General features: G+C 73.4%; 17 protein-coding genes. 9 read left to right on the top strand and 8 right to left on the bottom strand.

Annotation, left to right across the window (positions count from 1 at the left end):
• Window positions 1–132: 132 nt before the first annotated feature.
• Window positions 133–1,614 (bottom strand): MFS transporter, encoded by a 1,482-nt coding sequence (locus tag DB033_RS11645; RefSeq protein ID WP_205843766.1) that lies wholly within the window; start codon window positions 1,612–1,614, stop codon window positions 133–135.
• Window positions 1,615–1,868: 254 nt separating this feature from the next.
• Here DB033_RS11645 and DB033_RS11635 point away from each other — a divergent pair, with 254 nt between their 5' ends.
• The 5 genes from DB033_RS11635 (at window position 1,869) to DB033_RS11615 (ending at window position 7,075) form a co-directional block, all read left to right on the top strand.
• Window positions 1,869–2,534: a MarR family winged helix-turn-helix transcriptional regulator gene (locus DB033_RS11635; protein ID WP_205843765.1), complete on the top strand. Its 666-nt coding sequence runs from the start codon at window positions 1,869–1,871 to the stop codon at window positions 2,532–2,534.
• A 39-nt stretch (window positions 2,535–2,573) separates the two neighbouring features.
• On the top strand, window positions 2,574–2,825 hold the full coding sequence (purS, locus tag DB033_RS11630; RefSeq protein ID WP_111766816.1) for a phosphoribosylformylglycinamidine synthase subunit PurS: 252 nt from the start codon (window positions 2,574–2,576) through the stop codon (window positions 2,823–2,825).
• Complete coding sequence (gene purQ / locus DB033_RS11625) at window positions 2,822–3,541, top strand: phosphoribosylformylglycinamidine synthase subunit PurQ (protein ID WP_111766815.1); 720 nt, start codon at window positions 2,822–2,824, stop codon at window positions 3,539–3,541. Before purS ends, purQ begins: the two co-directional genes overlap by 4 nt.
• A 5-nt stretch (window positions 3,542–3,546) precedes the next feature.
• Window positions 3,547–5,847 carry a phosphoribosylformylglycinamidine synthase subunit PurL gene (gene purL / locus DB033_RS11620; protein ID WP_111766814.1) on the top strand — a complete coding sequence of 767 codons (2,301 nt, stop codon included), beginning with the start codon at window positions 3,547–3,549 and terminating at the stop codon, window positions 5,845–5,847.
• Between the two features lie 70 nt (window positions 5,848–5,917).
• A complete protein-coding gene (locus tag DB033_RS11615) occupies window positions 5,918–7,075 on the top strand; it encodes an MFS transporter (RefSeq protein ID WP_111766813.1) in 1,158 nt (385 codons plus the stop codon).
• A 40-nt stretch (window positions 7,076–7,115) separates the two neighbouring features.
• Here the strand turns inward: DB033_RS11615 and DB033_RS11610 are convergent, their stop codons facing one another.
• From DB033_RS11610 to DB033_RS11590, 5 genes are all read right to left on the bottom strand, one after another.
• Window positions 7,116–7,844, bottom strand: coding sequence for an alpha/beta hydrolase (locus DB033_RS11610; RefSeq protein ID WP_111766812.1), 729 nt, complete (start codon window positions 7,842–7,844; stop codon window positions 7,116–7,118).
• A 70-nt stretch (window positions 7,845–7,914) separates the two neighbouring features.
• A complete protein-coding gene (locus DB033_RS11605) occupies window positions 7,915–8,427 on the bottom strand; it encodes a hypothetical protein (protein ID WP_111766811.1) in 513 nt (170 codons plus the stop codon).
• Window positions 8,428–8,653: 226 nt separating this feature from the next.
• The gene (locus DB033_RS11600) at window positions 8,654–9,118 is read right to left on the bottom strand and encodes an HIT family protein (protein WP_111766810.1); all 465 of its coding nucleotides are present in this window, start codon (window positions 9,116–9,118) and stop codon (window positions 8,654–8,656) included.
• Entirely contained in the window at window positions 9,115–9,801 is a 687-nt protein-coding gene (locus tag DB033_RS11595) for a response regulator transcription factor (protein WP_111766809.1), read from the bottom strand. Before DB033_RS11595 ends, DB033_RS11600 begins: the two co-directional genes overlap by 4 nt.
• Entirely contained in the window at window positions 9,789–11,558 is a 1,770-nt protein-coding gene (locus tag DB033_RS11590; protein WP_111766808.1) for a sensor histidine kinase, read from the bottom strand. The genes DB033_RS11595 and DB033_RS11590 overlap by 13 nt, the downstream gene beginning before the upstream one ends.
• Window positions 11,559–11,682: 124 nt before the next feature.
• Here DB033_RS11590 and budA point away from each other — a divergent pair, with 124 nt between their 5' ends.
• Window positions 11,683–12,408 (top strand): acetolactate decarboxylase, encoded by a 726-nt coding sequence (gene budA / locus DB033_RS11585; RefSeq protein WP_111766807.1) that lies wholly within the window; start codon window positions 11,683–11,685, stop codon window positions 12,406–12,408.
• Between the two features lie 50 nt (window positions 12,409–12,458).
• The gene (locus DB033_RS11580; protein ID WP_111766806.1) at window positions 12,459–12,923 is read left to right on the top strand and encodes a hypothetical protein; all 465 of its coding nucleotides are present in this window, start codon (window positions 12,459–12,461) and stop codon (window positions 12,921–12,923) included.
• Window positions 12,924–13,133: 210 nt separating this feature from the next.
• Here DB033_RS11580 and DB033_RS11575 read toward each other — a convergent pair whose 3' ends face one another.
• Complete coding sequence (locus DB033_RS11575; protein ID WP_111767434.1) at window positions 13,134–16,325, bottom strand: S8 family serine peptidase; 3,192 nt, start codon at window positions 16,323–16,325, stop codon at window positions 13,134–13,136.
• A gap of 317 nt (window positions 16,326–16,642) precedes the next feature.
• A complete protein-coding gene (locus DB033_RS11570; RefSeq protein ID WP_157970642.1) occupies window positions 16,643–18,343 on the bottom strand; it encodes a serine hydrolase in 1,701 nt (566 codons plus the stop codon).
• Window positions 18,344–18,520: 177 nt separating this feature from the next.
• Here DB033_RS11570 and DB033_RS11560 point away from each other — a divergent pair, with 177 nt between their 5' ends.
• Window positions 18,521–18,886, top strand: coding sequence for a sterol carrier family protein (locus DB033_RS11560; RefSeq protein WP_157970683.1), 366 nt, complete (start codon window positions 18,521–18,523; stop codon window positions 18,884–18,886).
• Complete coding sequence (locus tag DB033_RS11555) at window positions 18,883–19,881, top strand: hypothetical protein (RefSeq protein WP_111766803.1); 999 nt, start codon at window positions 18,883–18,885, stop codon at window positions 19,879–19,881. The genes DB033_RS11560 and DB033_RS11555 overlap by 4 nt, the downstream gene beginning before the upstream one ends.
• Window positions 19,882–19,958: the final 77 nt, after the last annotated feature.

Below are 19,958 nucleotides of genomic sequence, written 5' to 3'. Positions count from 1 at the left end.
AGCGGCGTCGCATCCGAGGTGTCACCGGCGCACCTGTGGCAACCGAGGCGCGGCATCAACTGGTGATGCGGAGCTGCGCCACATGATGCGCGGGTGCCCGCACCGGGGCCCGGAACCCAGGGTTCGCCGGGCCTACCAGGCGCCCTTGTGCTCCGGGATCATCCGGACCGACACGGCGGCGACGACCAGCAACCCGGCGGAGACCAGGAACACGGTCGACAGCGCCTCGGCCGGCACCGCGGCGCGCGCCATCACGGCGGTGGCGACGCTGACCGCCACGATCGCCCCGGCCTGCCGGAACATCCCCCGCAGACCCGCGATGACGGCGACGCTCTCCGGGGCGAGCTGCAGGCCGGCGTTGTTCGCGGCCGGCACCGCGAGGCCGGTACCGACGCCGGTCAGCACCGCCAGCACGGCCAGCCAGACGAACGGCGACGCGGTTCCCGGCGGCACCAGCGCCATCCCGCCCAGTCCGGCCGCCACCAGCAGGAAGCCCACCGTCATCGGCAGTCGCACACCGGTCCGCCGCAGCGCCCAGACGGCCAGTCCCGCCAGCGCGATCATCCCGACGGCCCGCCCGGTGAGCAGCGAACCCGCCTGCAGCAGGTCCAGCCCGTAACGGTTCTCGACGTAGACGGGCACCAGCACGGCGAAGCCGAGCGCGGCGGCGCCGTAGACGAAGTTGAGCAGGTTGATGACGCCGAAGCCCGGCCCGTGGAGGAACCGCGGCGGGATGACCGGCGTGCGGTGCCGGCGGATATGGCGCAGGAACCCCACCGCGGCGAGGACGGCCACCGCCACCAGCACCAGGAACAGCGGGTCCGTCACCGACGCCGCCGCCGATCCGAGGTGGGTGACCGCGCCCATCCCGGCCAGCAGGATCCCGCTGAACAGCGCGATGCCGGCGACGTCGGTCGTACCCGCGCGACGCACGTCCGAGCGGGGCAGGAACTTCCAGCCGAGCAGGATCAGCGCGATCCCCAGCGGCACGTTGACCAGGAAGATCTCCCGCCACGACCAGGTGCTGACGATGACCGAGCCGACGACCGGGCCGACCATGCCGCCGATGGGGAAGACGCTGGTGAACAGGCCGATGGCGCGGTCCCGGTCGGCTCCGAAGTGGTCGGCGACGATGCCGGTCGCCGACGGCATGAACGCGCCGCCGCCGACGGCCTGCAGCACCCGGAAGAGAACCAGCAGGTAGATGTTGCCGGCCAGGCCGCAGGCGAGCGAGGCGCCGGTGAACAGCGCCGCGCTGGCCAGGAAGATCTTCTTGCGCCCGTACTGGTCGCTCATCCGGCCGGCGATCGGCATCACGAAGACCTGCCCGAGGGCGTAGGCGGTGACCGTCCAGCCCGTCCAGTTGATGCCGGCGCCCAGATCGGTCTGGATGGAGCCCAACGCGGTCGCGACGATCGACTGGTCCATCGCCGACATGAACAGTGCCACCGCGACGATCGCGAAGATCAGCCGCCGGCGGGCGGGGGAGGTGTCGGCGACCGGCGGGACCGGGGGTGCCGCGGGTGGCCGCCGGACCGGTGACGACCCGGACGGGCGGACCGGCGCGTGGTGGGTGGGCGGCGGCGCGGGGAGGCGGCGGGTGCGGCTCGGCAACGTGGGTGTCCTGCGACTGGTGATGCTGATGTCCGCCTCCGGGGCCGTGCCGCGTGTCCGTGTGCCCGCTCAGGAACGGGTAATGCTTGCTTGCCGACCGGCAATCTTCCGGATACGTTACTCCGGCGAACGATCTGCGTCGAGTCCTCCTGTCCCGAGGGAGCCGGATGCGCCGATCCGCCGCCTATCGTGAGAGCGCCACCCGGCCGTCCGACGCCGGTGTCGGCACGGCATCCGGCGCCCGGAGGGGAGAGATGGACCACACCACTCCCGCTGAGGTCACCCTCCCCGCCGGCGGGACGACCCCCGCCGGCGCCACCGGGTACGCCGTGCCGGCGGGGCCCACGGGTCCCGCCCGGCCCGGGGAACCCGGCGAGCGTGTCGACCCCGCCGCCGGCCCCGCCGCGGCGCACGGCGAGGAGATCAGCCGGATGCGGATCGCGCTGGCCCGCACCGCGCGCCGGCTGTCCCAGCAGATCCCCGACGTCGGCCTGACCCCGACGCAGCTGTCGGTGCTGGCGACCGTCGCCCGCGAGGAGGACATGGCGCTGGCCCAGCTGGCCGAGTTCGAGGGGCTGAACCCGTCGATGCTGTCCCGGGTCGTGGGCAAACTCGAACCGATGGGCCTGATCCGGCGCTACACCGACCCCGCCGACGGGCGGGTCGCGCACGTGGCCATCACGCCCGCCGGGACGGCGCTGCAGACCCAGATCAAGCAGGCCCGGACCGCCGTGTTCGCCGCCCACGTGTCGGCGCTGCCCGCGCACCTGCAGCAGGACCTCGTCGACGTGGTGCCGGCGCTGGAGGCACTGGCCGAGCACCTGCGTGCCGTCGCCGTGCCCGTGCGACCGATCGTGCCGCCCGGCGGAGCGGCCACGGCCGCCGTCGATCCGAAAGGGGAGGGGTCCCCCAGCGACTAGGCTGTCTGCTGCCTACCCCCCACTTTCAGGAGAGTCGCTGTGGCGCGCGTAGAAGTCGACGTGGTGATCAAGCCGGAGATCCTCGACCCCCAGGGAAAGGCCATCCTCGGCGCCCTCGGCCGGTTGGGGCACCCCGGGATCTCGTCCGTCCGTCAGGGCAAGCACTTCGACCTCGAGGTCGACGACACCGTCACCGACGAGGAGCTCGAGCACATCGCCTCGACGCTGCTGGCCAACCCGGTGATCGAGCTGTGGACCATCCGCCGGGTCGACGCGGTGGAGACCGTATGACCCAGGCAGGCGCGGCGAGCGGCGCCCGGATCGGCGTCATCACCTTCCCCGGCACCCTGGACGACGTCGACGCCGCCCGCGCGGTGAGGTACGCCGGCGCCGAGGCCGTGCCGCTGTGGCACGCCGACGACGCGCTGCCCGCGCTGGACGCGGTCATCGTCCCCGGTGGCTTCTCCTACGGCGATTATCTTCGGGCCGGTGCGATCTCCGCGCAGGCGCCGGTGATGCGCGCGGTCATCGACGCCGCCCGCGGCGGACTGCCCGTGCTGGGCATCTGCAACGGCTTCCAGATCCTCGTCGAGGCGCACCTGCTGCCCGGCGTGGTGATGCGCAACAACGGCCTGCGGTTCCTCTGCCGCGACCAGTGGCTGCGGGTGGAGAACACCGAGACCCCGTGGACCACGCGCTACGACAAGGGCGCGGAGATCCTCGTCCCGCTGAAGAACGCCGAGGGCCGCTACGTCGCCGACCCCGCGGTCCTCGCCGAGCTCGAGGCCGAGAACCGTGTCCTGATGCGCTATGTCGTCGACGAGGGCCATGCGAACCCCAACGGGTCGCTCAACGACATCGCCGGCATCTGCTCCGCCGACGGCCGCATCGCCGCCCTCATGCCGCACCCCGAGCACGCCATCGACGCCCTCACCGGGCCGACCGACGACGGGCTCGGCATGTTCCTCTCCATCGTCGATGCCGTGACGTCGGCAGTGAAGGTCTGATCGCCGTGCAGCTCGACACCGTCACCGTCGCCGAGGCCACTCCCGACCAGGAGCAGCCCTACCGCGAGCTGGGGCTCAAGGACGACGAGTACGCCGCCATCAAGGAGATCCTGGGCCGCCGGCCCACCGACGCCGAGCTCGCCATGTACTCGGTGATGTGGTCCGAGCACTGCTCGTACAAGTCGTCCAAGGTGCACCTGTCCTACTTCGGCGCGACCACCACCGACGAGATGCGCTCGGTGATGCTGGCCGGCATCGGCGAGAACGCCGGAGTCGTCGACGTCGGCGACGGCTGGGCGGTCACCTTCAAGGTCGAGTCGCACAACCACCCGTCCTACGTCGAGCCCTACCAGGGTGCGGCCACCGGTGTCGGCGGCATCGTCCGCGACATCCTCGCCATGGGCGCCCGTCCGGTCGCGGTGATGGACCAGCTGCGGTTCGGTCCGGCGGACGCCCCCGACACCGCGCGGGTGCTCCCCGGGATCGTGTCCGGCGTCGGCGGCTACGGCAACTCCCTGGGCCTGCCCAACATCGGCGGCGAGGTCTTCTTCGACGCCTCCTTCGCCGGGAACCCGCTGGTCAACGCGGCCTGCATCGGCGTCCTGCGCGCCGCGGACATGTACACCGCGCACGCCTCCGGCGAGGGCAACAAGGTCATCCTGTACGGCTCCCGCACCGGCCTCGACGGCATCGGCGGCGTCTCCGTGCTGGCCTCGGACACCTTCGCCGGCGACGGTGGTGCGGGCGGCGGGTCCAACAGCCGCCGCAAGCTGCCCAGCGTCCAGGTCGGCGACCCGTTCGCCGAGAAGGTCCTCATCGAGTGCACGCTGGAGGCCTACCAGGCCGACCTCGTCGTGGGCATCCAGGACCTCGGCGGCGCCGGGTTGTCGTGTGCCACCTCCGAGCTCGCGTCCGCCGGCGACGGCGGGATGCGCATCGAGCTCGACCGGGTGCCGCTGCGCGCCGAGGGCATGTCACCCGCCGAGATCCTGTCCAGCGAGTCGCAGGAACGCATGTGCGCGGTCGTCACCCCCGACAAGGTGGACGCCTTCCTGGCCGTCTGCGCCAAGTGGGAGGTCCAGGCCGACGTCATCGGTGAGGTCACCGGGACCGGTCGGCTCGTCATCACCTTCCACGACGAGGTCGTCGTCGACGTGCCGCCGCGGACCGTCGCCCACGACGGCCCGGTCTACCAGCGGCCCGTGCAGCGTCCCGACTCCCAGGACGCGCTGATCGCCGCCGGCACCGCCGGTCTGGCCCGGCCGGGCACGCCGGCGGACATCCGCGAGCTCATCCTGACGATGATCGCGTCGCCCAACCTGTGCTCCCGCGGCTGGGTCACCGACCAGTACGACCGCTACGTCCGCGGCAACACCGTGCTCGCGCAGCCCGCCGACGCCGGCATCGTCCGCGTCTCGGACGACTCGTACCTGGGCGTGGCGATGGCGACCGACTGCAACTCGCGCTTCACCGCGCTGGACCCCTACGCCGGGGCGCAGCTCGCGCTGGCCGAGTCGTACCGCAACGTCGTCACCACCGGCGCCAAGCCGGTCGCGGTCACCAACTGCCTGAACTTCGGCTCGCCCGAGGACCCGGCCGTGATGTGGCAGTTCCAGCAGGCCGTCCGTGGGCTGGCCGACGGCTGCGCGACGCTCGGCATCCCGGTCACCGGCGGCAACGTCAGCTTCTACAACCAGACCGGGACGACGGCGATCCTGCCGACACCGGTGGTCGGGGTGCTCGGCGTCATCGACGACGTGCGCCGCCGGACGATCCCCGGCATCGGGCAGGAGGCGGGCGAGACCCTGCTGCTGCTCGGGGCGACCCACGACGAGCTCGACGGCTCCGAGTGGGCGAACGTGGTGCACGGTCACCTCGGCGGGAAGCCGCCGGTCGTCGACCTCGAGGCGGAGCGCAAACTCGGCGAGATCCTCATCGCCGGGTCCCGGGACGGCATGGTGTCGGCCGCGCACGACCTCTCCGAGGGTGGGCTGGCGTCGGCGATCGTCGAGATGTGCCTGACCGGCGAGACCGGTGCCCGGCTGGTGCCGCCCGCCGACATCGACCCGTTCACGTTCCTGTTCTCCGAATCGACCGCGCGGGTGCTCGTCGCGGTGCCGCGCAGCGAGGAGCTGCGCTTCACCGAGATGTGCCTGGCCCGGCAGCAGCCGCTGCTGCGCGTCGGCGCCGTGCTGCCGGCCGGTCCCGGCGAGGTGCCGACCCTGGAGATCCAGGACGTCGGCGACCTGACCCTGGCCGAGCTGCGCGAGGCGTGGTCCGGCACGCTGCCGGCGCTGTTCGGCTGAGCCGCCCCGGTGGCCGGGTGATCGTGTCCGCCGAGCGGGCGGGACCGTCCCGCCACCGGGTCCGCCGCTGATGCAGGCCTCCACCCGGCTCACCGTCGCGCTGCTCGCCGGCGGGGTCGCCACCTTCTCCGAGCTGTACACGACGCAGGCGCTGCTGCCGGATCTGGCCGACTCCTGGCAGGTCGGCGAGTCCGCCGCCGCACTGACCGTCTCGGTCGCCACCGGGGCGCTGGCCCTGTCGGTGCTGCCGTGGGCGGCGGTCGCGGACCGCATCGGCCGGGCCCGGGCCATGCGGCTGTCGGCCGTGGTGACCGCGGTCGTCGGTCTGCTGCTGCCGCTGGCCCCCACGTTCGGGACGCTGCTGGTGTTGCGCGGCATCTCCGGTCTCGCGCTCGGGGCGCTCCCGGCGTTGGCCATCGCCCACGTCGTGGAGCTCGACCGAGCGGGCCGCGCCGCCGCGGTCGGCGGCATCTACGTCGCCGGCACCACCATCGGCGGTCTCGTCGGCCGGCTGGTCTCCGGCACCGTCGGCGGCACGTTCGGCTGGCGGTGGGGGACGGCGGCCACCGGCGTCGTGGTCGCGGTCGCCGCGATCGTGTTCGTGGTGCTGCTCCCGGGCTCCGCGGTCCGCCCGACCGCGCGCACCCCCGGCCGGATCCGGCTGGCGCTGCGGTCCGACCGCGTGGTGTGGGTGTTCTACCTGCAGGGCTTCCTGCTGATGGGCGGGTTCGTCACGATGTACAACCTGCTGGCGTTCCGGCTGGTGGCGCCGCCCTACCTGCTGTCGCCGACCGTGGTCAGCCTGCTGTTCGTGGCGTACCTGGTCGGCACCGTCGGGTCGTCGGCGGTGGGACGGCTGGTCGGGCGCTGGGGCCGCCACACCGTCCTGATCACCGCTGGGTCCGGAATGAGCGTCGGGGCGCTGGTCACGCTCGCCGGCCCGCTCTGGCTCATTGTCGTGGGGCTGGTGCTGGTCACGTTCGGCTTCTTCGTCGCGCACGCGCTGGCCGCCAGCTGGGCCGGTGAGCGCATCCCGCAGGCCCGCTCCCAGGCGACCGCGCTCTACTCGCTGGGCTACTACGCGGGGTCCAGCCTCATCGGCTATCTCGGCGCGGCCGTGTACGTGCGGACCGGCTGGTGGGGCGCGGCAGTGCTCGTCGCGGCACTCGCGGCGCTGGCCGCGACGGTCGCCGCGGTCGGAGCGCCGCGGCGACCCGCGGCCGCCTGACCGGTCCGGAAGAGCGGGACGGGTCCGGGCCGGCGGCGGCTCAGTGCTCGGGCTCGCTGCGGACCCGGTCCCCGGGGTTCCCCGCCGCCGGGTCGACCGGCGAGCCCGGGCCGGTGCGGCGCGCGGCGCCGAGCAGGGCGGTGACCGCGGCGACCACCTCGGCGTTCCAGCGTCGCCATCCGCGGACCATGCCGTGACCGGTCCCGGGCAGCACCGAGCGGCGGACGTCGACGCCGGCGGTGAGCAGCCGGGCCACCACGGCGCGGGTGCTCGGCTCGGGGACGATCCGGTCCCGGTCACCGTGCACCAGCCGGACGGCGACAGCGCCCAGGTGGGCGATCGGCTCGTCGGCGGGCAGCCACGGGGCCAGTCCCACGACCCCGACGACCGCCGGCTCGTCGGCGACACGCAGCACCGTGCGGCCGCCCATCGAGTGCCCGACCAGCACGATCGGGACGTCCGGATGCAGCGCCCGGAGGGTGCGGACGGCCCACCGGGCGTCACGGACCGGGGCGGCGCCGGAGCCGTTCCAACCGCGGATGGACAGCTGCAGGCGGTACACCGCCACCGACGGCAGCGCCCGGGCCAGCACCCGGGCGACGGGACGCATCCGCAGGACCGCGATGTGACCGGCCAGCACCTCGGCCTCACTCACCGACCGGCCACCGTGCAGGACCAGGCACAGCGCGGACGGCTCGGCGGTGCGACCCTCCGCCGCGTGCATCCCGATGAGGTGCGCGTGGTCGGGAGAGGTCCGGGAGAACGTCACCAGAGCCCTTCGGAGCCGCGCCCGGATCGGATGGGGTGATCGGACGGGGTGCCGCCACCGGTTCCGCGGGTCACGCGTCGGGCTGCACCTGCAGGACGCCGGACGTGCGGCCGTCGACGGGCGTCGCGGTCACCGAGACGGTGACGCCGTCGGCCGCCCAGGACGTGGACAGCATGTCGACGAAGCCCTCGTCGGTCTTGCGCTCGTACCCCAGCGCGGTGACCACCCCGTCGAAGTACGACCGCAGGGTGGCCAGATCCTGCGGAGCGTCGAACAGGACGGACATACCGGTGTCGTCGGTGGTCGACCACGTGATCGTCGTCCCCTCGGGGAACGTCAGCCCCGGCGGCCATCCCGTCGGCAGCGCGGTGGACTGCGTCACCGGTCCGGACGTCTGCACGTCGTCGGTCGGCGCGGTGCCACCCGACGCCGCCACGTCGGCGGGCACCTCCGTCACCACCGCGGACGCGGTCGAGCGCGATCCGGTCCGGTCGGCGGCGGCGCATGCCGTCAGGGTCAGCGCCGCCAGCAGGACGCCGACGACCCCGCGCCGGGGCACCGGGCACAGCGGGCGGCGGTGCATCGCGGCTCCTGTCTGTGCACGTGGCGCGTCGTCCGACCGGGGTGACCGGTGATCGATCGGATCCCGTCCAGTATCCCGGGTCCGTCGGCGATCCCGCGCAACGGCGGCGGATGCACCCCTTCCGCGCGGCCGGTCGGCACGAACGGTCGAAAGGCCGACCGGAGCGCCGTCACCGCAGGTGAGGATCGGGCCGGCGCCGTCATCCCAGCCGGGGAGTGCGCGTCGGTCAGGCCGGGGCGGCCGGGGCGGCCGGTGCGCCGACGGCGTCCCGGATCGCGGTGGCGACGGCGGCCGCGGCCGCGTCGTCCGGGTACCGGGTGCGCGGCCAGAAGAAGCCGCGAAGGCCGTCGCCGCGGGTCCGGGGGACGACGTGGACGTGCAGGTGCGGGACGCTCTGGCTGACCGTGTTGTTCATCGCCACGAAGCTCCCCTCGGCGCCCAGTGCCGCCGGCAGCGCCGCGGAGACGAGCCGGGCCCGCCCGAACAGCGGGGCGAGCAGCTCCGCGGGGAGGTCGGCGAGGGTCACGTGGTGGCGCCGGGGCACGACGAGCACGTGGCCGGGGAACAGCGGCCGGGTGTCCAGGAACGCCACCGTGTGGTCGTCGGACCAGACCAGGTGCGCGGGCTCGTCACCGGCCACGATGCGGCAGAACAGGCAGGACGGTTCGGGGGTTCCGGGGTCGGTCGTCATGGCCGCATCGTGCCACCCCCGGTCGGTGGCGGCGGTCGGCGATCGAGGTGGCGGATCGTCGCGAGCACCCGGCGGTGGTCGTCGCCGCCGGGCGCCAGCCCGAGGATGTCGTAGATCGCCGACGCGTGAGCCACCACCGACTTCTCGGAGATGCCGAGCCGCCGGGCGATGGCGAGGTTGGTGCGGCCCTCCGCGATCAGCGCCAGCACCTCCCGGCGGCGGGGGCTCAGCCGCTCCAGCGGGTCGGGGTCGCGCCGGGTGCGGGTCATCATCGCGGCCACCACCTCCGGGTCCAGCGCGGTGCCGCCGTCGGCGACCCGCCGCAGCGCCTGCACGAAGGCGGGGACGTCGAGGACACGCTGCTTGAGCAGGTAGCCCACCCCCGCCGGGTCGTCGCCCACCAGCTCGACGGCGTACCGCTGCTCGACGTGCTGGGACAGCACGACCACCGCCGTGCCGGGCAGGACGCGGCGGATCGCCGTGGCGGCGCGCAGACCGTCGTCGGTGTGGGTGGGCGGCATCCGGATGTCGGTGAGCACCAGGTCCGGCCGGAACCGGCGGCTGAGGACGATCAGCTCGTCGGCGTCCGCCGCGGTCGCCACCACCTCGAACCCGTCCTGCCCCAGCAACACCTCGAGCCCGGCCCGGAGCAGGGCCTCGTCCTCGCCGATCACCACCCGCACGGCATCTCCACGGTGAGCCGGGTGCCGGTACCCGGAGCGCTGTCGACCGTCAGGGTGCCCCGGAGGGCCGCGACCCGGTCGGCCATCCCGGCCAGCCCGACGCCGCCGTTGGCGACGGCGCCGCCGACGCCGTCGTCGGCGACGAGGATGTGCAGCCGGTCCGCGGTCCGTCGCACCCGGACGTCGACCGCTCCCGCCGCCGAGTGCTTGACCGCGTTGGTGAGGGCTTCGGAGACCACGTGGTAGGCGGTCGTCTCGACCGCGGTCGGCAACCGGCCGTCGGTCGCGCCGCCGATCTCGACCGTGGTGGGAATGGGGCAGCGGTCGGCCATCGACTCCAGCGCCGCGTACAGGCCCCGCTCGATCAGCACCGCCGGCAGCACCCCCTGCACCAGCAGCCGCAGCTCGGTGATGGCCTCGTCGAGCCCGCGGCGCAGCTCCAGCAGCACCGGGTCGTCGTGGTGTGCGGGGGCGGCGAGGCGCCCGCCGACCTGCAGCCCGAGCAGCACCAACCGGTTCTGCAGGCGGTCGTGCAGGTCGCGGGCGAGCCGCCGCCGCTCCTGGTCACCGGCCTCCACCAGCCGCCGCCGGGAGGTGAGCAGCTGTTCCCGGGTCGCCAGCAGCTGTGTGGTGAGCCGTTCGTGGCCGATAGCGATGGCGGCCACCCGACCGACCGCGCGCACCTCGGCGGGGTCGCGGATGAGCGCCGCGTCGTAGCGGATGGCGGCGATCCGCTCCCCGTCGAGCACGACCGGCACCGTGCGGTGGCGGCCGTCGTCGTCGACGGTGACCGGCGTTCCGTCGCCGTCGGCCCACCAGTCGGGGCGCCCGTCGCCGGACTCGACGCGGTACAGCAGGGTCGCACCGGGGTCACCGAGGGCCCGGGCCAGGGTGGCGCCGAGGTCGTCGCGGGCGGCCCGGTGGCTACCCAGCCAGACCCCCAGTTCCTCGAGCCCCGCGGTCCGGGAGAACCCACCCCGGAGCACGGCGGCGACGAAGGCGACGGGGACACCGGCCAGCACCGCGATCTGCACGACCGGCACGACCAGCGGGTCCAGCTCGACGAACCGGGCGAGGACGTTCACGGACGCGGTGACCCCGACGACGGCGAAGACGCCGAAGCCGTACAGCGGACCGAGCACCCGGCGGTGGGCGAGGTCGCCGCGCACCAGCCGCCGCACCAGCAGCACCGACGTCACCGCGATCAGCACCGCCGCGATGCCCGCCTGCACCTGCTGGCCGACAGCGACGAGCTCCGGTCGGTCCGCGACGACCAGCGGCCCGCCGGCGCCCCCGTCGGGACCGCCGAACAGGTAGAGGGGCGCCTGCCCGACGACGGTGGTCAGGTAGCCGGCGACCACCAGCGTGGCCGGCAGACCGCTCCCGACCCGCCCGGACGGAAAGGCCAGCAGCGCGTGCAGCACGATCGCCAGCGGCACGGTCGCCATGATCTGCCCGACGGCGACGAGCGGCGGCGGTGCAGTGTTGAGCAGGCCCGCCCCCAGCCAGACGAGACCGCCGACGACGAACAGCGGCCCGGTGCGGTTGGCGGGTCGGCGGACCCAGGCGAGGGCGCCGACCCCGGTGTAGACGAGGCCGGTGGCCGGGAACATCAGCAGGACGGCCGTCGGGCCGCCCACCGCGACCAGCAGGACGGTCTCGACGCCGGCCAGCACCACCGTGGCCACCACGGTGAGACCCACCGCGAGCCGCAGGCTGCGCCCGCCGGAGGCGCGTCGCAGCCCGGCGTCCCTCACCGCAGCATCGTGTCAGATCACGACCCGTCCGTGGGTGCGCCCCGGAGATCCGCGGGATCCGCCGGAACCCGCGGGATCCGCGGATTCCGCCCGGGTGCGGCAGCCGTCGGCGAGGATGACGACCATGACGACCCCCGTCCGGCACCCGATCTTCCAGACCAGTCTGATGAGCGCGCTGCTCGACGGCGTCTACGACGGTGAGATGACGGTCGCGGAACTGCTGCGGCACGGCGACTTCGGGCTCGGCACGTTCAACGCGCTGGACGGGGAGATGGTCGTGCTGGACGGCGTGTGCCACCAGCTGCGCGGGTCCGGGGAGGCGACCGTCGCCGCACCGGACGCCCGCACGCCCTTCGCCGTGCTCACCCGCTTCCAGCCGCACGTCACCACGGCGCTGCCCCCCGACCGGACCCGGGAGCAGGTCGTCGAGATCATCCACGACCTCGTCCGGTCGGAGAACTACTGCTACGCGATCCGGATCACCGGGGACTTCTCCTGGGTCCGCACCCGTACGGCCGCCCGGCAGACCCGGCCCTACCCGCCGCTGACGGCCGCCACCCGGGGCGAGCCGGTGGTGACGTTCACCGACGTCAGCGGGGTCGTGGCCGGCTTCCGGACGCCGCTGTACGAGCAGGGCATCGGTGTGCCGGGCGGTCACGTGCACTTCCTGGACGCGGCCCGGGCGAAGGGCGGCCACGTGCTGGACTACCTGCTGGCCCGCGGCACCCTGGAGATCTGCGTGGGCACCGACCTGCACGTGTCGCTGCCGCTCACCGACGCCTTCCGTGACGCCGACCTGGCCCCGGCCGACCTGGCCGTGCAGATCAGCGCGACCGAGAACCATTCCTGACCGGCCCGGAGCGTGCAACCGCGGGACGGCTGCGTACCGTCGGAGCAGACATGAGGACGAGTCGTGTGATCCTGCCCCTGCTGCTCGCGGCGGTGCTCGCCGGGTGCGGCGGCAACGCCCCCGCCACCCCGACGGGCGGGTCGGGCACGCCCGGCGGGCCCACGCCGGCGACGAGCACGGTCGCCGGGGGTCCGTCGTCGACCGGACCGGCGACGCCGTCAGGCCCCGCTCCCGGGAGTACCGCTCCCGTTCCGACCCCGGGCACCGAGATCGAGGACCCGACCCTGTCGCCTCCCGCGGTCGGAACGGCCGCCGCCGTCACCGTCACCGGTGTGCCGACCGCCGGCGTCGAGGCGAACTGCTGGTTGCTGGACGGGTACCTGCTGGTCGGCGGTCCCGTGGAGCTGATCGCGTCCGGACAGCGGCTGACCGTCACCGGTCGCCCCGAGCCGGACCTGATGACCACCTGCCAGCAGGGCGCCCCGCTGCGGGTCACGTCGGCCACCGCCGCCTGAGCGCCCCGGCGGACGCCGGACCGTGCGGACGATCGGGGGCCGCGACGACGAACCGGGCCCCGCCGGATGCCGCATGCTCCGGACGATCGGGGGCCCGCGACGACCAACCGGGCCCCGCCGGATGCCGCATGCTCCGGACGATCGGGGGCCGCAACGACGAACCGCGCCCCGGCGGATGCCGGGACGCGGTTCGTTCGGACGGTGCGGGGGTCAGCCCGTCGTCACGCTGCCGATGCGGACCTGACCGCGACCGACCACGGCCCCTTCGTCGGTGACGACCAGCAGCTCACCGAACAGCTGCCGGCCCTCCTCCGGTGCGGCGTTCGCCGTGACCGAACCCTCGATGGTCGCGGTGGCGCCGTAGGCCAGCGGGATCGCCGTCGCCGGAGCCGACACCGCACCGAGGGTGGGGGAGTAGAAGACGTCGGTGTAGTCGAACTCCGTGGTGCCGGCCGGCACGTCGTAGCCGACCACCTCGGCGGTGTAGGTGCCCGCCGCCGGGTTGACCAGCGTGACGGCCTCCTCCGAGTCGCCGTCCGCCTGCTGCGCCACCTGCACGCCGTTGAGGGACAGCGTGAGGTCCAGATCGGCGCTCTGATCGGTGGTGCCGCCGATGCCCACGTCGAGCCGGGTGGTGCCGGCGGGCACCTCGACCTCGTAGGACAGGGTCTGGCCGTCGGCGATGGTGGGCCGGCTCGCCGCGCTGCTGCCCATCGGGCCGCCCTCGCCGTGCACGGTCACCGCGCCGAAGGTGTTCGTCAGGTTCCAGGTGACCGGGGTGGCGACGCCGACCGTGGCCTGCGCGACCTCGACGACTTCCGGCTGGACGTCGACACCCTGGATGCGGGCGGTCAGCCGGAACGGGTTGTTGATCGACGGTGACGTCCGGCGGGACTCGACCTCGAACTCCCAGACCCCGGCCATCGGCTCGCTGAACGACCGCTCCTGCGGGTTGCAGGTCGCGGGGTCGGAGAAGTTGGTGAAGCACTCCAGGCTCGAGGTCGACTCGACCGGCACGCCGTACGGGTTGATCGCGATGAACCGGGTCTGCGAACCGGTCGCGATGCCCGAGAGGTCGACCTGCAGCGCGGGTGCGCCCTCGGGCACCGTCACCAGGAACGACCGGGTGGCGTTGCGGTCGACCGTACCGCGGTTGACCACCGAGAAGGCGGGTTCGGTGGGTGCGGTCGAGACGAGGACGGCGTTCATGATCTCGAAGTCCACCGTCGGGGTGCGCCAGTCGTCGACCTCCAGCGACGCGCTGTGGATGCCGGCGTCGCCCTCGACCCGGACGGGGATGTCCACCGGCTGTCCCAGCGGGAGCTCGACCGTCCGTGCGGACGAGAAGGTGCCGTCGTTGCCGACCCAGCGCAGCGTGTGGCGGGTGCTGCCGGGCTTTCCGACGGTCCGGGTGACGGTGACCGTGTAGGTCTGCGCCGTGCCGGCCGCCAGGCCGCCCGCACCGGCGGCGCAGCGGTTGTAGATGCCCTGTCCGCGGTCCGGGGTCGCCAGCGATCCCGACAGCGGGGTGCAGACGGGCGCGGAGGAGGTGTACTCCGGGACCTCGACGTCGCGGGCGAGCAGCCGCCACGCCTTGTTCACGTTCATCCGGCCGTTGCCCTGGGCGGCGGCCTGGACGCCCTTGATGAAGGTCGCCGAGGAGTACAGCGCCCGGCGCAGCTGGGCGGGGGTGATCCCCCGGTCGGTCGCGCGCGCGGCCGACAGCAGCAGTGCGGCGCCTCCCGCGGCCTGCGGGGAGGCCATCGAGGTGCCGTTGAGCATCTGGTATCCCGGCGGCAGCGGATAGCCGGCCTGGGGGACCGGGCCACCGGGCTGCCAGAGCGGGGTGGTGGAGATCGCCGAGCCCGGCGCGGTCAGGTTGGGCTTGAAGCCGCCGTCCTCGCGCGGTCCCCGGGAGGAGAAGTTGAACATCCCGTAGCTGGTGCGCACCACCGACCCGTAGTTGGCCAGCCAGGTCTTCCGGCTGATGCCGGCGGCGACGCTGACCACGTCGGAGGCCACCGAGGGATCGCCGATGGTGTTGACGCCGGGGCCGGAGTTGCCGGCCGAGATGAACAGCTGGACGCCGTAGTCGTCGATCAACCGGGTGTAGAGCAGCGACCGGGCGTTGTTGCCGTCGTTGAGCGCGGGCAGGCCGCCGATGGACATGTTCACCACGTCGACCTTGCGGTTGCGCACGAGTTCGACCATGCCGTCGGTCAGCGCGGCGGCGGTGCAGCCACCGCCCCAGCTGCAGGCCCGGGCGGAGACGATCGTGGCCCCGGGGGCGGCGCCGTCGAGGTTCGGGTTGCCGAGCATGTCGTTGGCGGCGGTGATGCCGGCGACGTGCGAGCCGTGCTCGTCCTCGATGATCCCGATGTTGACGAAGTCGGCCGTGCCGGGGAGGTTGTACGGCGCCAGGCTGACGGCCTTGCGCACCTCGACGGTGAACGGCATCTGCTCGCGGACGTCGGTGGCGGGGTCGTCGGTGCCGAAGTGGCCGACGTCGAACTTCTCCGCGTAGGGACGCATCACGGCCTCGTCGGTGAAGTCGAGGTCCTGGTCGACGTCGACACGGACGTCACCGGTGGCCGGGTCGTAGAGGACCCCGAACCGGTCGGTGGTGTCGCCGTCCCGGTTGACGTCGCCCCCGGGGGAGCTGCCGGCGGTGATCGACTCGGAGAACCGGTTGACCAGGTACGCCCCGGCCGGGGCGGTCCACTGCTGGCCGCCGAAGGTGAAGGTGGGACCGCTGACGGCGGTCAGCATCGGCCGCCACGTCAGGTCGTTGTCGAACACCGGGTCGGTGGCGGTGAACCAGTCGACGATCTTGCGCTCGCCGGTCGAGGTGGTCTGCAGTGCCGGGTTGTCCAGGTCGACGCCGGAATCCATGATGCCGATGGTCACGCCGCGGCCGTCCCATTCCGGGTGGGCGCGGACGAATCCGACGGCGCCCGTCTCGGCCGTCGGCATGAACGGGTTGTCCGCGGGGGTGTCCGCCCCGGGGCCGGCCTGCGCGGCCACCGCACCGGCGGCGGCGTCGCTGCGCTGCGGCTCGGGTTTGGGCCGCATGAGGACCTCGTTGAGATCCATCGCCAGCACGCCGGTCACCGTAGAGGCCTTGAGCACCTCGGCGGTGGGCACCTGGACCCGGACGTATCCGAGGTCGTCGACCTGGTTGGCGACCTGCCCGCCCAGGGCGACCATCTCGTCGGCCACCGGAGCGGTCTCGCCCTTCTCGGTGGCGACGATCAGCGTGACCTGCTGCTCGCCCTTGGCCTCGGCGTCGGCGAGCAGGTCGAGGTCGTGACTGCTCAGCGTCTCCGACGCGGAGTCCTTGGGTGGGTCGGTCGTTCCCGGGTCGGCGTCGGGGTCGGCGGCCGCGGGTCCCGCGCCGGTCATCACCACCGCCACGGCGACCGCAGCGGACAGCAGCCCCTTCCAACGCCGGGTTCTTCTCCCGTGGTGCTCGTTCACGCTTTTCCTCCGCGCTTCATCGCCGTTTCACAGCTGGCGAGCCGATCGTCAGCGCTTCGTCGCAGGAAGTCACGGAACGAAATTTCTTGTGACCAGAACGTTATCCAGCGCCGTTTCTGCGCTCGTTCGGGGAAACGGACGAAAGGCGCGCGCCGGAAGTGTTCGCGCAGCGTGACGAACCCGGCGTCCTGCTCACCGGTCCGGGGCGGCACCGGGCGGGCGACGCGTGTCGCCGGGACGGTTCAGACCCGGACGAGGTCACCGAGCTGCAGGAACTCCAGCGTCATCGTGGTGACCGGACCGCCGGGTTCTCCGCCGAACGTCACCGCCGAGACCGGGTCACCGTTGCCGCCCGGCGGCTCCCAGGCGAAGACGTCACCGTCGTAGGGGGTGAGGGGTGCGGTCAGGTCCTTGGGTCCCAGGGTGACGGTGAGCGTGCCACCGCTGTCGGTCACCGTGACGTCGCCGACGTAGTCGTTGCGGTAGATGCCGGTGTACGCGGCCGACGGGCGCGGCGGTGCGGCGTCCGCCGGGGCGGGGCCGGCGACGGTGCTCGGGTTGACGAACAGCTGTGTGAACAGCGGTCCGTAGTGGTCGAGCCAGTCCCGCTCCACCACGCCGGTGCGCACCAGGTCGGTGAAGCTGAAGGCGACGGCTTCCGCGACGCCCAGGGGCGCGGCGTTGGTGAGCACGACGACGGCCACGCCGGCCGCCGGCACGATGCCGTAGCAGGTGCCGGCGCCGACGTAGAAGGCGCCGGAATGCCCCCACCGCACGTGACCGCTGGAGGTCGTCTCGACGTTGACGCCGTAGCCGTAGAAGCGGCTCCGCTCGACCGGTGCCGTCGCCGGCGCGTTGGTGATGTGGGGCAGGTGCATCTCCAGCAGCACGTCCGGGTCGATCAGCGGCACGCCGTCCACCTGCCCGTCCGCGAGCTGCAGGCTCAGCCACCGGGTCAGGTCGTTCACCGACGAGCTGACCCCGCCGGCCGGCGACTGTGCGTCGGCGTCGCGGGTGTACAGCGGCCGGAAGCCGCCGTCGACCGGGAAGTGGATCGTCGCGCGGTTCGCCCGCGAGAGATAGCCCTCGTGCGTGGAGCTGGTGGCGGTCATCCTGAGCGGCTCGTAGACGTTCTTCGCACAGAGGTCCTCCCACGGCAGGCCGGCCGCCGCCGCCACCGCGGTGCCGCCGAGGGTGAGCCCGAAGTTGGTGTAGTGGTAGGAGGCGCGGAACAGATCCAGCGGGAACAACCGCAGCCGCTCCAGGATCTGCGTCCGGTCGAACCCCAGCCCCTCCAGGTCGTCGCCGGCCGCGTCGGGGAGGCCGGTGCGATGGGCGAAGCAGTCCGCGACGGTGACCATGGCGGTCACCGCCGGATCGCTGAGTTCGACGTCCGGCAGGTGCGACACGATGGGGTCCGTCCAGGTGACGACCTTGTCGGTGACGGCCTTCGCCACGCACGTGGCGGCGATCGACTTGGACACCGACGCCAGCTGGAACACCGTGTCGGCGTCGATCGTCTCGGGCCTGCCGACCTCCCGGACGCCGAACCCCTTCGCGTACCGCACCTGCGCCCCCCGGACGACCGCGATGGCCATGCCGGGGATGCCCGAGCGCTGCATCACGTCCTCCGCGATCCCGTCCAGCGCCGCCACCGCCGCCTCGATACGGGAGTCGTCGACGGCGAGCACGGAGTACCCGTCGGGGGAGGTGTCCCCGACCGGCGCGAGCGTGAACGTGGGGTTCCCGGCGGGAGGTGCGGCGGTGGTCGTCCCGGTGGCCGGCCCGGAGGCGCCGGACGTGTCGATGGCGGCGGACGTGCCGATGGTGCCGGAGGCGCCGGTGGTGGTCGGCGTGGTGGTGCAGGAGGCGAGCAGGCCGCCCGCTCCCAGCGCACCGACGGCGCCCGCGGCGCCGGTGAGGAACGTCCGTCGATCGGTCATCTCTGCTTCTCCCACGCCGCTGCGGCCCTGCCCGTCGAGGACCGACGATAGGGACCGGCGGGCCCACCGGACAGGGACCTGGGTCGGGCTCGCGAGAGCACCATCCGTCCACTCTGTGCCACCGGGCGGGCACGCTGCGGAACGGGAGCCGTCGTCGGGTCGTAATCTGGCGCGGTGATGGTGCGACGGGCGGTGACGGCGGCGGAGGTCCGCACGGCCTTGCGGCGACTGGCCGACCCGGCCGACGCCGGCGCCCCGGTCCCGGCCCGCGACCTCGTGCGCACCACGCTGCGGTGGCTCGCGCAGCAGCACCCCGGCCACACCGTGGAGATCCGGGTGCCGCCGTTCGCCGCGGTGCAGGCGATCGAGGGCCCGCGGCACACCCGCGGCACCCCGCCCAACGTCGTGGAGATGGACGCCGCGACCTGGCTGGACCTGGTGTCGGGCCGGTTGTCGTGGGAGGGGGCGGTGGCGGCCGGCCGGGTCAACGCCAGTGGGCTGCGGGCCGACCTCGCCGCCCTGCTGCCGTTGGCGGAGCCGTGACACCGGACCGGACACCGGGGGAGCGGTTCCTGCTCGAGTCCGGGTGCCCGGCCCTGGTGCCGGGGTACGCCAGCGTCCGCGGCGTCTTCCGCCGCCCCGGCGCCCTGCTGACCGGCATCGTCGCGGCGGGCGTGCTGCTGGCCGCCACCCTGGTGCTGATCCAGGAGGAGGACGCCACCGCGCCGGCGTTCGTGTGGTGGGCCGTACCGGTGCTGGCCGTGGTGCTGGCCTTCGCCGCCACCGCGTTCGGCGTCAACCGGGTGCTGCGGTTCTCGCTGCACTGGTTCTTCCGCTCGGTGGTCACCGGCGAGTCCGGCGTCCTGCACGTGCTGCCCCTGCTGCTGGTCGCGATCACCTTCTTCTTCCTCAACAACGCGACCTGGCAGACCGCCGGGGAGCTCAGCGGCATCCCCCTGGTGCTCACCGTGCTGCTGCTGCTCGCGCTGATCGTCGCCTTCCTGATGCGGCGGGGCCGGGCCGATCTGGAGGACTTCGCCGTCTTCGCCGATGCCGAGGAGGTCCGGGCGGCGCTGCCGGCGGCGCTGCGTCCGGCCGGGGCGGTGGCCTGGACCGTCGTGCCGCTGCGGCTGCGCGAGCGGCTGAACCTGCTGCTGGTCGCGGTCTTCGGCAAGCTGATGGTGGCGTTCGTGGTGGGGCTCGCCATCAGCGCGTTCTTCGTGCTGTTCGGAGTGCTGACGGTGGACGAGCCCACCGTCCGGTCGTGGATCGGGGTGCAGCCGCGCATCCTGTGGGAGGTGTTCGTGGCCGGTGACCGGTACACGATGACCGCGGAGCACGTGCGGGTGGCGGTGTTCCTCGGGGCCTTCTCGGCGCTGTACTTCGTGGTCAGCTCGGCCAGTGACGAACACCTGTCCCGGTCGCTGGACACCGCGACGAACCGGCATCTGCGGACCTGCCTGGCGGTGCGGGCGGTCGTGCTCGCGGCGGGCCACCACCGGAACGGGCGGCCGGTGCGCCCGGACGTCGAGGTGTGAACCCGCCCACAGACCCGCGGTGTTAACGCCGTGTTACGTGCGCAGACATCACGGGCGTCGGTGTGATGCCGCCGTGC

The organism is Nakamurella deserti (assembly GCF_003260015.1).
Taxonomy (GTDB): Bacteria; Actinomycetota; Actinomycetes; order Mycobacteriales; family Nakamurellaceae; genus Nakamurella; species Nakamurella deserti.
The sequence above is the reverse complement of the archived record's forward strand: the minus strand, read 5'-3'. Positions and strand labels throughout refer to the sequence as shown.